Here is a 13,504-nt window from a genome sequence, read left to right as displayed (position 1 = left end):
ATCAACCCGGTAGTGACCGGTTGAATGTGATTTTCATTATTTTTGCCCCGTAATCGTTTGAAACATGCGCATTTACCTCGATAACGCAGCCACCACGCCCCTCGACCCCGAAGTTTTTGAAGCCATGAAGCCTTTTATGCTTGAAGATTTCGGTAACCCATCCTCTACACACGCCCACGGGCGCAAGGTGCGCGCGGCTATTGAGTCGTCAAGAAAGAAGATTGCTGAGTTGTTGAATTGTACCCCGGGTGAAATCATATTTACTTCGGGTGGCACTGAGGCTGACAATGCAATTTTGGTATGCGCTGCGGAAACGTATAACATCAGACATATCATCTCGTCCCCCATCGAACACCACGCAGTAACCCATACGCTTGAAAACCTAACCAACCATGGTAAGGCTCAGTTGCACATGGTTAAGTTGGAAGAGAAAGGCCATGTTGACCTCAACGACCTTGAAGCGTTACTAAAAAAATATCCCAACGCGATGGTTTCACTGATGCACGCCAATAATGAAATCGGAAACCTGTTGGACATTAACCGTGTTGGTGAGTTATGCGAAGCAAACGGAGCATTTTTTCATTCCGATACCGTACAAACAATTGGGCATTATCGCCACGACATGCGCTCGTTGAAGGTGTGCGGCATGACAGCCGGTGCACATAAGTTCCACGGCCCCAAAGGTGCGGGCTTCATGTACATCCGTAAGGACAAGAAAATTCATTCCTTCATTCATGGTGGAGCACAAGAGCGTAACATGCGTGGCGGAACGGAAAATGTTTACGGTATTATCGGGTTGGCAAAAGCACTGGAGATAGCCTATCGCGAAATGGATGAGCATGTAAAGCACATCACCGCATTAAAATCACATATGATTGAAAAGCTAAAGGAAAATATTCCGGGTGTTATGTTCAATGGCGACTCTGCTAATCTTGAGCGAAGCCTCTATACCGTATTGAATGTAAGCTTGCCGGAAACCGATGATAGCGGTTTGCTTCTTTTCAACCTTGACCTTCAGGGCATATCCGCATCGGGCGGAAGTGCCTGTTCAAGTGGTGCTACCACGGGCTCGCATGTCTTAGCGGCATTATATCCGGAATCAAAACGGTCGGCCGTACGCTTCTCATTTAGCAAGTACAATACGGACGAAGAAATAGATTACGCAGTAGATAAACTTGCGGAAGTTTATAAAGTAGAAGTTTAATTATTGCACTGCGTACACATTGCTTCCAAACCGCTTGATAATTTCCTGCTCTAAGGCTTCACGGTTATCAGGGTGTGCAATGTGCATTAACTCATATGCTCGCTGACGTAAATTTTTGCCGTACAGATACGCTACGCCATATTCGGTAACTACGTAATGCATGTGTGCCCGCGTGGTTACCACACCCGCACCTTGTTTTAAATACGGAACAATCTTAGAAGCACCTTTTTTGGTAGCAGAGCCCATGGCGATAATGGGCTTGCCGCCTTCTGATAATGAAGCGCCCCGTATAAAATCCATTTGCCCGCCAACACCGGAATACTGGTAGGTACCAATCGAATCAGCACACACTTGCCCGGTGATATCAATTTCAATAGCACTGTTAATAGCCACTACCTTGGGGTTGGTGCGGATAATACGACCATCATTCACATATTCAGCTTCCAGAAAAGCAAATTGTGGATTGTCATCTACAAATGAATACAGGTCACGTGAGCCAATGGCAAAGGAAGTTACTGTCTTGCCGCGGTGTTTCTTTTTGTACTTATTGGTGATCACACCTTTCTTCATCAGGTCAATCACACCATTCGAAAACATTTCGGTATGCACCCCTAAATCCTTACAGTGCGTTAAGCTTTCCAGCACCGCATCGGGGATTGCGCCAATACCCATTTGCAGCGTGCTACGATCTTCCACAAGTTCGGCTACATATTTTCCAATAGTGCGGTCACAATCGGTAATTTGTGCTGCGTAATTAACCTCGGGCAGGTTATCATCTGTTTCTACCAGTGTATGTATCTGATGAATATCAATAAAGCCATCACCATGCGTACGCGGCATGTTGGGGTTTACCTGGGCAATAATGTGCTTGGCATGCTTGGCGGCTGCCCGTGCAACATCTACCGAAACTCCAAGAGAACACAATCCGTGTTTATCCGGAGGGGATATGTGCAGAAGGGCTACATCAAGCGGAAGGATATTCTTTTCAAACAATCGCGAAATCTCACTTAGGAATATTGGAATGTAATTTCCACGTCCATCATTAATGGCGCCCCGAATGTTTTCTGACACAAACAGGGAATTGATATAAAAACTTTCAGCGTACTCTGGTTTGGCAAGTTCCAGTTCACCCAGAGTACTCACGGCCACCAGTTCAACATGTTTTAATTCATGTGCGCGTTTGGCCAATGCTTTTAACAAGAACTGTGGAGTAGCAGCACTACCATGCACAAAAACACGATTGCCCGATTCAATTACTTTTACAGCTTCGCGGGCCGATACAATTTTGGGATACATAATACACGAAGGTTGATGGAACAAATAACTGTATAAGTTACTACGTTGCTACTGATTTACATCAGTTATTTCTCTAATTTTAATCGCGATGAGCAGTTCGGTATCGTTTGCAGGATCAGGAAATTTAGCGTGGCATCTGGCACCCGCGTTGGATAATGCCGGTTACTCCGTGCGCGAAGTATACAGCAGAAATCCTTCCCATGCCGCTGCACTGGTGGAAAGGCTTTATGAAGCGGAGGTTAAAGCTACATTGGATTTCTCTACCAGTGATTCACGGTTGTTTATTATCGCGGTTTCCGATGATGCTATAGAAGAGGTGGCGCGCGAAATTATTTTGCCCGATGATGCCATTTTGGTCCACACGTCAGGCAGCCAGTCGTTAAGCAAATTAGGTTATGCCGCAACACCCGACATTGGCGTGTTTTACCCTTTACAAACGTTTAGTAAAACCCGAAAAATTGACTTTAATGATCTGCCGATTTTTATTGAAAGCGAATCAGAAGGAGTAGAGAAAATTTTGATAAAAATGGGGCATGCCATTTCCCGGCAGGTATTCAGTATTGATTCGGACAAACGTAAGGCTTTACACGTGGCGGCTGTGTTTGCTTCTAACTTCACCAACCACATGCTGCGTATTTCTAAACAAGTGGCAGACCAAAATGATCTCGACTTCGATTGGCTGAAACCCTTAATAGCTGAAGCGCTGAATAAGAGCCTTGCCATCGGACCAGAACAAGCTCAAACCGGCCCGGCCAAACGTGGCGACCTGGAAACGCTCGACAGGCACATGGCCTTTTTACAACAAGATGAAAAACTCGCAGAGTTGTACCGGGTGATCAGTCAACATATTGTGGATAGTAATGAATAAATTTTGGGTTAGGGTTCTGCCCACCAATCAATAATTGATCTCCACAACCTTCTTGTTTTGCAATTTATGCATGGGCTTGGGTACAATGGCCAAAATCTCTTCTTTCAGTGTTTTAAGTAGTTTTGTCTTCAAGTGATCACGATGTGTTACCAGGCTTACCTCGCGTGCCGGACTTGGTTCTCTCAATCTTTTTACCTGGTTCAATTGAGCTTTATTGAATTCCATTACGGCCAGTTCGGGTAAAATAGTAATCCCATCGGTGTTGTCCACCATTCTTTTCAGGGTTTCGATGTTTCCGGTTTCATAGTTAAAGTGAAAATCAGAATGCTTACGCAGCTCGCATAAGTTTAAAATCTGCGACCGGAAACAATGCCCTTCTTCCAACAACCAAAGTTGGTTAGGGTCTATTTCAGAGGGTAATACGTACTTTTTATTGTGCAGTACATTCCTTTTTGAAACATAAACAAACAGCTCTTCATAAAACAAAACATCTTCATTTACCGAATGGTCGTTTAATGGTGTTACTACAATTCCACAGTCAATTCGGTTTTGTTTTAAATCGTGCACTACATCTTCAGTAATCGTTTCTTTAACAGTAAGTTTTACCTGTGGGTATTTTTGGCTGATGTTTTTGAAAAGCTGAGGCAACAGGTAGGGGGCAAGCGTTGGAATAATGCCCATGCGAAGTTCACCGGCCATAGTGTTTTTTTGTTCGGCTATCAGTTGGTTTATAAACCCAGCCTCACGCAGTACAATACGCGCCTGTGCGATAATACCAACGCCAATTTCGGTAGGGACAACCGGTTGCTTGGTGCGATCGAAAATCTTTACCTCCAGTTCTTCCTCCAGCTTTTGAATTTGCATACTGAGGGTGGGCTGGGTTACAAAACACTTTTCGGAGGCCAGTACAAAATGCCGCCAGGTGTCAAGGGCCACGATGTACTCCAGTTGGGTTAATGTCATAGATTATAACTATAAGTTTATAAAAATAATCAATTTGACTTATAGTTAAAACACCTGTAACCTTACCGTCCTGAATCTAAAACATGACTATGGTCATTGCGGAAAAAGTCATGACCAACTATTATTAACTTTTCAATACCATTACTTAATAACTCAGAAATATGGAAAATAAAGCAGCAACAATGAATGGTGAAAGCAAGTGTCCGTTTCATGCGGGTAAGCAAACCGCAGGAGGTGGAACGCGAAACCGTGACTGGTGGCCTAACCAATTGAAATTAAATGTTCTACGTCAACACTCTTCCTTGTCCAATCCAATGGGCGAACAATTCAATTATGCCCAGGAATTCAAGAAACTTGATTATGAAGGATTAAAGAAAGATTTGCATGCGTTGATGACCGATTCGCAAGACTGGTGGCCGGCAGATTTTGGTCACTATGGGCCGTTATTCATTCGTATGGCCTGGCATAGTGCCGGTACGTACCGCACTGGCGATGGACGCGGTGGAGCAGGTGCCGGGCAGCAGCGCTTTGCGCCACTGAATAGCTGGCCAGATAACACGAACCTTGATAAAGCGCGCAGGTTACTGTGGCCTATTAAACAGAAATATGGAAAGAAAATCTCTTGGGCCGACTTGATGGTTCTTGCGGGTAACGTTGCCCTTGAATCGATGGGCTTTAAAACTTTTGGTTTTGCCGGAGGTCGTGAAGATGTATGGGAACCCCAGGAGGATGTGTATTGGGGATCGGAAAGCAAATGGTTGGATGATAACCGATACACCGGTGAGCGTGATCTTGAAAACCCGCTAGCTGCTGTACAGATGGGATTGATTTATGTGAACCCGGAAGGCCCGAACGGCAATCCTGATCCGCTAAAAGCGGCCATTGATATTCGCGAGACGTTTAAGCGCATGGCGATGAACGATGAAGAAACCGTTGCTTTGATTGCGGGTGGTCACACCTTCGGAAAAACCCATGGTGCTGCCCCGGCAACACACGTTGGCCCAGATCCTGAAGCAGCCGGCATTGAAGAACAAGGCTTGGGTTGGAAAAGCAGCTATGGTTCAGGTAAAGCTGGCGATACCATTACCAGTGGCATTGAAGTTACCTGGACAACAACACCCACCAAGTGGAGCAATAACTTTTTCTGGAACCTGTTCGGTTACGAGTGGGAGTTAACAAAAAGCCCTGCCGGAGCACACCAGTGGAAACCCAAACACGGTGCAGGTGCCGGTACCGTTCCCGATGCCTTCGATAAATCGAAACGCCATGAGCCACGCATGCTCACCACCGATCTTTCCTTAAGGTTTGATCCGATTTATGAGAAGATTTCCAGGCGCTTTATGGAAAATCCGGATGAGTTTGCCGATGCATTTGCGCGTGCATGGTTTAAGTTAACCCATCGTGACATGGGCCCGATTGCACGCTACCTCGGTCCAGAAGTGCCGAAGGAGGAATTGATCTGGCAAGATCCTATTCCTGCTGTAAAACATAAACTGATTGATGATAAAGACATTGCCGCATTGAAAGTCAAAATACTGGCTTCCGGCTTAACGGTATCACAACTGGTTTCCACAGCATGGGCTTCTGCTTCCACTTTCCGTGGATCAGATAAACGCGGAGGAGCAAACGGTGCACGCATTCGTCTTGCCCCACAGAAGAATTGGGAAGTGAACAACCCCACTCAACTGGCAAAAGTGTTACAAACGCTTGAGGGCATTCAAAAAGATTTCAACACAGGCGGCAAGCATGTTTCACTGGCCGATTTGATTGTGCTGGCCGGATGTGCCGGTGTTGAGCAGGCCGCGAAGAATGCAGGTCACAGCGTAACGGTACCGTTTACACCAGGCCGTGGTGATGCTTCACAAGAGCAAACCGATGTAGAATCATTTGAAGTGCTGGAGCCCATTGCCGATGGTTTCCGCAACTACATGAAGAAAAAATACACGGTATCCGCAGAGGAGTTGCTGGTTGACAAAGCGCAACTGTTAACCCTTACCGCACCTGAACTTACCGTGTTGGTAGGCGGTATGCGGGTACTCAACACCAACTTTGATAACTCGAAGCATGGTGTATTTACCAAAAAGCCAGAGGCGCTCACGAATGACTTTTTCATGAACCTGTTGGATATGAGTACAACCTGGTCAGCGATAGCAGATGTGCAGGATGTGTTTGAAGGTCGTGATCGTAAAACGGGCACCGTAAAGTGGACGGGCACACGTGTGGATCTTGTATTTGGATCAAACTCTGAGTTACGGGCATTAGCTGAAGTTTATGCTTGTGCCGATGCGCAGGAGAAATTCGTTAAGGACTTTGTGGCTGCCTGGAACAAGGTGATGAATCTTGATCGTTTCGATTTGAATTAATTACAGTTTTTAGTTGATTTAAGTAAAGGTGACCTGGCAACGGGTCACCTTTTTTACATTTTACTCAATTAGCTTTTGTTTGCAGTAACTTCATTAGCCTGTATCCAATGACGATTTTCATGCTCAATTAAGAAATCGATGCAGTCCTCCAATCGAAAAACAAGTTCTGTCTCTCCCGGGTATTTTATATAAGTTGACTGCGAGTAGAAGTTTTGAAGCCCCACAATGTGATTTTTAAAAACGGATTGATGATCTGAGAAATCACTCAATATCCTTGAGTCAAAGATTTCATTTGCGGGCTGCCAGATGGTCCATGTACCAGCTCTTTTTAGCCTGTCGCTACTGGTGTAAGGGTGTATTATTCGTAAGGACTCAGCTGCCTGCTGCTCAGGTGAGCCTGACGGCAAAACATGATTGCCTTTTTTTATTTCATCAAAATATCGGAAGTATGAGCTATTTAATAAAATAAGGTGGGCTATGTTTTGAGCCACACTCCACACATTTCGATCGGGTTTGTGGTTGAGCTGTGTGATAGTCAGTGCTCCAAAGCGCTCTACAAATTTTTCTGTTACCGTGTCGATTTTATTTTTCCAATGGGTATCCAGCATTTTTTAAATTTAGTAATTATCCATTTTTTCTCAGCAGCACTTCCCGAGGGGACGCTGCGTAATGATTGCGTATCTGGCAGAGTCTCGAGGCGGAACTTTGTAGGATTCCATTATAAGCTGGTATTTATTTCAATCGGATTGGTTAGAATTTTATGTACCGGACAGGCATTGGCTACTGCGAGTAATCTTTTCCGTTGTTCGTCATCCAGAGTGCCAATGAATTGAACTTTTCGATTAATAACAGTTTTGTTGGTCACTTCATCTCGCTCTAAGTTAATATCAATTTTTACTTCGTCTAATGGCCAATGCTTGCGGTCAGCATACATACGTACTGTTGCACTGGTGCAGGCCGCTAATGCTGACGCAAGTAATTCTTTCGGGGAAAATCCAATATCTTTTCCACCTTTATCTACTGGTTCGTCTGCATCGTCAAAGTAGGTCTTATAGAAAATAATAGTCCTCTGTTTCTTCTTTTTGTCCACGAGGCAAAGATAGGAAGAGTTGTCCTAAAGTGAAACTTTTAAAAAAGCCTTTTTTAGCCGGATTTTAGTCTGTATGACCGGATTTGTCTACGGAGTGGGTGGCTTCCCGCAACGTTTTGGGTTTATGACGGCTGCGGTTTTCGAAGTCGATTTATCCCACGTGTTGAAAACGAAATTGGTAAAACCAAACTACATTTCAACCTGTCACCCGCAGCTGGCATAAACCTGGTGTTGCCGGCTGGGCGGTCAGTCGATCGAAATCTATTTCTCAAGTCCAATACTTTCAGAGTGTCCTTGTCGGCTATAGAGTCTTTGTCGTAGGTGAAGTCCAAGGTCGAACTGGCTGCCCAGCCGAAAGTATTTTGGGTGTCAAAGTCCTTAATTACCTTATTTTTTATAGTATCGGTCAAACCAATAGTCTGCGCTTGCTGAAATGATTTCTCTATTTTTTGTATCGAACAAGTCACTTAACGGTAATTCGTCCCAGTATACACAACCTGAACAAGTCGGTACTTTTTGTTTTGAACTCTTTATCTCTTGTATTCTTTTTAATTCAGCGTCACTTAATTCTAGTACTCCTTTCTCGCTTAATTTCTCCCGGGCGACACGGTCGCCCGCCATTAAACAAACCCGGTGTTGGCAGCAGTAGTTTTTAATCTGCTCTTATAAATTTTAAATCTCCGCCTACGTCATTATATGAATTTACTAAAGTCAAACATGTCCCAGAAGGGTTTAAGAAAAGCAAACTTGTACCTTGAAATTCTCCTGTCAATTTGAAGAATCTAACCACTAAAATTTCGTCCACAGTATTTGTCCCTTCTCCCCAAAACTTGATTTCATAAGTCTCTTCGGTCAAGTTATTGTTTTCCAAGATTTGTACTTTGTTGCCAAAGAATTTAAATATCAATACTTTGCCTGTTGAGTTCGGTGTCTCAGTAGTCAATCCTATACCCCGTCTATTATAAGTTGTCTGAACCCAATTCCATTTTCCAAGTATCAAAGCCCGAGCATTTTCTCTAGATTTAACAATTTCGTCAATTGAGCAGTCAGTTGTTTCACTTTTCTCAACAGCGTCATAAGTACAGTTTCCCATAAAGAGAATTAGTACGATAAATATTAGTCCCACCCTTTTCATTACGCTTTATTTGTAAGACACATATATTTTATAATTAGTTGGTGTCTGTCCAATAACTATTGCTGCCAACGTTTGAGTTTATGACGGCTGCGGCTTTCGAAGCGCGTCTTTGTCCCACGTGGCTGAACGAATTTAAGAAAACTAAACTTGATACCTACACCAAACCAGCAGCTGGCATAAACTTTTTGTTAGCGGCTGGCTTTCTTCTCAGTCATTAATTCCTTTACGATTCGTCTTGAGTAATTTCGGAGTCCACTCTTAATATAAAGCAGTCCCAAATATATTACTAGTCCGAAAACTGTCCATCCAGTAATTACAAGCAATAATACTTTTAAGTCACCCCACGCAATTAAGAAACAAGCTATTGTCCACAGTGTGAAAAACCCGAAGTAGAAAACAAGTACGTAGGGAAAAATACCGTCTTGTGGTAATATTTTGCACTTAACTGTCACCGTGTTATTTTCAGAATCAGAAAGGTCAAAGGTTATTCGTCCGTGTGCCTTGAATGGATTCAGTACAGTTGGTATTCTTAATATCTCAAGTCGATTGTCTTTTACTTTAATTTCTTTGAAGTCAATTTGGTCAGAGAAGATGAAGTCAGTCCAAGTCTGTTTTTGTTTCTGTTCTGAAAGGTCTGCAAGTATTCTCGAAGTAGAGTTTTCAACAGTCAATTCAAAATGTTCCGATATTTTGTCGTTCAGTCCCATTTATCATCGTGTTCTACTTTGTCGAGAAAGCTTGCCGCTAACGTTTGAGTTTATGCAGTGTGGGGAATAGGAGGGCTTAAAAATGTAGCGCAGCGAAATGTTAAGCCCGACCTGCTCCAAACTGTCCAACGTTACTGAACGAAATTAAGAAATTACTCTTAATAGCTACACTGAACCCCCACATTGCATAAACTTTTTGTTAGCGCCTGTGCCCTTCTTCCGTCCTTTGTCAAATGTTAATGTTTCATTAGTCCAAAGTCTACCGATATTTTTTGTAAAACTTAAGTCGCGGGCGGGCAACCGTTACACTACATTCTCGGTTTACACGAAACCCTTACCACCTTGTCCCTGTGGTGCGTTGGACGGCACTCTTGCCAAAGTTTTGGATGTGTGCTTGGCTTTGTGCGGCTTTGGCATGTGTGCCGTTGGGTAGGCCTATCTTCTATTCAAGGTAGTAAAAAAATATCTCCATTCGTCTTATATTGGCATATTAACTGAACTTAATTGTGAAGTCACTTTGTCCGAGGTTTATTAGCCGTTTGTTTAGTCTTATCTTTGTACTCATTACGAGTTATTCCTTCGGATATGATTCGTTAAAGATGGCGTTGATTTTTCATCAGTCAGCCCAGTATGAAAAGGCACTTCCTATTTTTATTGAACTGTCAAATAAGTTCAAGGGATCAGATGCAATTCCAAATTATGCTCTTTGTCAGCTTAAAATCGCTGATATTGTGAGAAATTATGGCGGTGTCAATACGGCAATCGAACTTCTTAATATTAATGAAAGATTATTGGAGATACGACTCGAAAAACCAACTCTCGAATTAGCGCAAAATTATATCACAAAGGCAGAGGCACTTTATACGGCAAACAGGCTTACTGAATTTAAAGAATCAATTTTAAAATCGATCGCCATAAAGAGAAGGCTTGGACTGTCTGAAAAATATTTAGCTGAGGATTATCTTCATTTGGCTCGATACTATAAGGAACTACCTAATCAAGACGATAGCTGTTACTATTGGGTACAAAAATCGCTCAGGCTGGCAAAGTCTGATAAGTCCTTTACAGCTTATATACTGCCAAGAATTTATAGCATGATAGGCTATTACTATCACCCTGCATCAATTGCCTATTTCGGAAACAAAAAGGATTCCTTGATGCGGCATTTTAGTCTGTCAAGAAAGTATTACGACTCTGCTATACTGGCTCTTAAAAGACAGCCAGTACCTGACATCCTGATGGAAAGCAGAATTTATCACAATCTGGGCAATTCATATTCGAATGAAGCAGGAGTTGAAAATAAAATTGAATTACTCCATCATGCTATCGCTTATTACCGTAGAAGTGAGAGCTTATATGAGAAGTTTGGCGCACCATCTGAAATGGCGGGTAAAGATTGGGTGATTGGCAAGGCTTATGAAAGATTAAAGCAATATGATTCGGCAATCCAACAGTTTCAAATTGGTATTTCTCGTTTGATTCCGGAGTTTGATGGAGTGAATGTGAATGAACTCCCGCCCTTGCAACCTACCCTTCATGATTCACGATTTATAACTCTTGTTAGTATCAAGGCCAATAACTTCCTTTTTAAATACAGACAAAATCAGGATTTTAACAGTCTACAATTGGCGTATAAGCATTACGAATTTCTACTGAGCTTTAATCATTATTTACTTTCAAAGTCGTTACAAGAGCAAGAATTAACTCATTGGAACTACCTGTACGGTTCTAATGCGTACCAATCACTGATAATCACTGCATACGAATTGTATAAGAAAACGAATAACAAAGCATACATAATTACCGCATATGGACTGATTGCTTCTGCGAAATATGCATGGCTATCTAAAAACGATATTGAGCCATTAATGAGTAACTCAATTAATGCCTCGGTTTTAAAACAGGAAAGCGAAATAGTTAAGAATAACATTCTAAGAAATGTCACCGGTGTAAATATTAACGAGCTAAATACAATTCTTCCTTCAATTCCAAAGCACATTGAAAGTATGTCATTGGCTAATTTTAATATAGCCAATCAATTTTTGGATACGATTTCCTTTAAAAGAATACAGTTCGAATTAAAGCAAAGAAGGGAAGTGTTGCTTGATTTCTATGTTTGGGGAAATGAACTATACTCAGTAATTATTTCAGAAAATGATTTAGCAATTGTGAAGCACATCTTACCCAGTGATTTTAATTCAGATGTTTGGAAGCTAAAATATGAATTGACAAAATATAAGCCAAGAGAATATGCTCGCATTGCGAACCGTGTTTATCTTGAAACACTTGATTCCGTTTTACTTCATATCCCAAAAAATAGCAAGAGAGTAGTTATTTGTCCCGATGGTAACTTACAGAACATTCCCTGGGATGCTCTGGTCAGTGATACGTTGAATGTAGAAACATTTAAATCCCTGAATTACTTACTTAATCAGTATGTAATGCGAACAGTAATTACCCCAAGACACCTTGTTATGGAAAGCAAAATGAGTCAAGGCTTTCTTGGTATCACTTCAGATTTTGAACTTTCAAAAAGATTTTCACAAATACCATTTTCTAATGGGTTAGTGAAAACCAAAGCCCATGATTTAAAGGGTCAGGCTATGTCCTCAATACCAAGCGAATCTTTTGACACTAATATATTACACATCGCTTCACATGTCGTAAATGATTCATTAAGACCATATCGTTCAACTATATTTTTAAATGAGCATGATAGCATAACCTTAACTGAGCTTTCCGGTTCTCGTATTAAGCCAAAACTCGCTATCTTAAACGGATGCCAAACCGGAAACGGAACCTACTATCAATCGGAAGGCACAATAAGTTTTGCTCGTGCGTTTTATAGTTTGGGAGCAGAAAGTGTTTTAATGACGTTATGGAGTGTTGATGACAAAGCTACTGCGGATTTGCTTACGTTGTTTTATGAGGAAATGGAGAGTGGAAATGATTTGGATTACTCTTTAAGAAATGCAAAAGTCACTTTCCTTGAAAGTGATGCGAGTGATGAATTAGCAAACCCTTATTATTGGGCAGGCCTGCAACTCAGTGGAAAGTCCGACCAAATCCTAAAATCTAATGGACTAAGGACTGTATTTATTAGTATTGTTTTTTTCATGTTTATAGCAATCGCCACTATAGCTTATAGGTTAAAATTTAAGAAGCACGAAAAATTTATTCAAGAGCGTCTAAAGCTTTCTTAGACTCAGTTCGCAATTCACCACTTTCACTGGCCGTTACCTTACGAAACAGTTCCTTTGCTTTTTCCCCATCACCTTGTACCCAATAGGTAAGGGCTAATCTATACGCTGCCTTTGTGCTAAACTCGCTTGCGTCATCAATCTGAATCCATTTATGTCTGGCCAATTCCATTCGCATGGTTCTGAAATCACAGAGACCAGAGAAGTAAAGAAGGGTATCATTCCTATGGTTAACATCAAGCAACGCATTAAATTGTTTACCAGCGGTATCGAAGTCGCCAGTTTTAAAGATGTTCATGGCATTGTTAAAGGTTATATCATTAGTCAATCCCATTACATTTGGTAACCCCGGTTCTGCAATATCGAAGTCGAGCGGATTTGGTTTTTGAACCGAAATATAAAGGGCAGCTCCGGCAGTAATTAAGAAAGCAAATACGGCCGCCATTTTCCAACTGAATTTGAAGCGGCTCTTCCCATCTAATGATTTATCAAAAGCCGACAAGTCCTGCTTCAATTTATCGGTGTACGCCAGACCCACACCTTCTATTATTAGTCTTCTGAGCGCAATCCTCCTTTTTAAGGTGTCATCAAGCTGAATTTGTTTAGTAAAATCCATCTGCTCTTGCTCGTCCAATTCTCCCCTTAAATATTTATCAATTAACTCTGACTCTTCCATGT

The 13,504-nt window shown here is 42.0% G+C and carries 12 protein-coding genes; 4 read left to right on the top strand and 8 right to left on the bottom strand.

Translation table 11 applies throughout. The annotated features are described in order from the left end of the window. The first annotated feature begins 64 nt into the window (after positions 1–64). The gene (locus KIT51_17650) at positions 65–1,204 is read left to right on the top strand and encodes a cysteine desulfurase (protein ID UYN86657.1); all 1,140 of its coding nucleotides are present in this window, start codon (positions 65–67) and stop codon (positions 1,202–1,204) included. Here the strand turns inward: KIT51_17650 and KIT51_17645 are convergent, their stop codons facing one another. Beyond that, a complete protein-coding gene (locus tag KIT51_17645) occupies positions 1,205–2,500 on the bottom strand; it encodes an acetyl-CoA hydrolase/transferase family protein (protein ID UYN86656.1) in 1,296 nt (431 codons plus the stop codon). Between the two features lie 88 nt (positions 2,501–2,588). Here KIT51_17645 and KIT51_17640 point away from each other — a divergent pair, with 88 nt between their 5' ends. Next, positions 2,589–3,368, top strand: coding sequence for a DUF2520 domain-containing protein (locus KIT51_17640; protein UYN86655.1), 780 nt, complete (start codon positions 2,589–2,591; stop codon positions 3,366–3,368). A 27-nt stretch (positions 3,369–3,395) separates the two neighbouring features. Here the strand turns inward: KIT51_17640 and KIT51_17635 are convergent, their stop codons facing one another. After that, a complete protein-coding gene (locus tag KIT51_17635; protein ID UYN86654.1) occupies positions 3,396–4,331 on the bottom strand; it encodes a LysR family transcriptional regulator in 936 nt (311 codons plus the stop codon). 161 nt (positions 4,332–4,492) lie between these two features. On the opposite strand from KIT51_17635, the gene katG reads away from it, so the two are divergent. Further along, positions 4,493–6,694: a catalase/peroxidase HPI gene (gene katG, locus KIT51_17630; protein UYN86653.1), complete on the top strand. Its 2,202-nt coding sequence runs from the start codon at positions 4,493–4,495 to the stop codon at positions 6,692–6,694. Between the two features lie 68 nt (positions 6,695–6,762). Here the strand turns inward: katG and KIT51_17625 are convergent, their stop codons facing one another. The 5 genes from KIT51_17625 to KIT51_17605 form a co-directional block, all read right to left on the bottom strand. Next, positions 6,763–7,302 carry a DinB family protein gene (locus tag KIT51_17625; protein ID UYN86652.1) on the bottom strand — a complete coding sequence of 180 codons (540 nt, stop codon included), beginning with the start codon at positions 7,300–7,302 and terminating at the stop codon, positions 6,763–6,765. A 110-nt stretch (positions 7,303–7,412) separates the two neighbouring features. After that, the gene (locus tag KIT51_17620; GenBank protein UYN86651.1) at positions 7,413–7,784 is read right to left on the bottom strand and encodes an OsmC family protein; all 372 of its coding nucleotides are present in this window, start codon (positions 7,782–7,784) and stop codon (positions 7,413–7,415) included. 387 nt (positions 7,785–8,171) lie between these two features. Further along, entirely contained in the window at positions 8,172–8,405 is a 234-nt protein-coding gene (locus tag KIT51_17615; protein UYN86650.1) for a hypothetical protein, read from the bottom strand. Positions 8,406–8,436: 31 nt separating this feature from the next. Continuing rightward, positions 8,437–8,919 carry a hypothetical protein gene (locus tag KIT51_17610; GenBank protein UYN86649.1) on the bottom strand — a complete coding sequence of 161 codons (483 nt, stop codon included), beginning with the start codon at positions 8,917–8,919 and terminating at the stop codon, positions 8,437–8,439. 188 nt (positions 8,920–9,107) lie between these two features. After that, complete coding sequence (locus KIT51_17605; GenBank protein ID UYN86648.1) at positions 9,108–9,626, bottom strand: hypothetical protein; 519 nt, start codon at positions 9,624–9,626, stop codon at positions 9,108–9,110. A gap of 599 nt (positions 9,627–10,225) precedes the next feature. Here KIT51_17605 and KIT51_17600 point away from each other — a divergent pair. Next, positions 10,226–12,829, top strand: coding sequence for a CHAT domain-containing protein (locus KIT51_17600; protein ID UYN86647.1), 2,604 nt, complete (start codon positions 10,226–10,228; stop codon positions 12,827–12,829). Here KIT51_17600 and KIT51_17595 read toward each other — a convergent pair. Continuing rightward, positions 12,801–13,502, bottom strand: a complete 702-nt coding sequence (locus tag KIT51_17595; protein ID UYN86646.1) for a hypothetical protein — start codon at positions 13,500–13,502, stop codon at positions 12,801–12,803. The genes KIT51_17600 and KIT51_17595 overlap by 29 nt on opposite strands. Between the last annotated feature and the right edge of the window lie 2 nt (positions 13,503–13,504).

This window comes from Cyclobacteriaceae bacterium, assembly GCA_025808415.1.
Taxonomy (GTDB): Bacteria; Bacteroidota; Bacteroidia; order Cytophagales; family Cyclobacteriaceae; genus UBA2336.
Note: the sequence above shows the minus strand (reverse complement) of the source record. Positions and strands in the feature narration are given on the sequence as shown.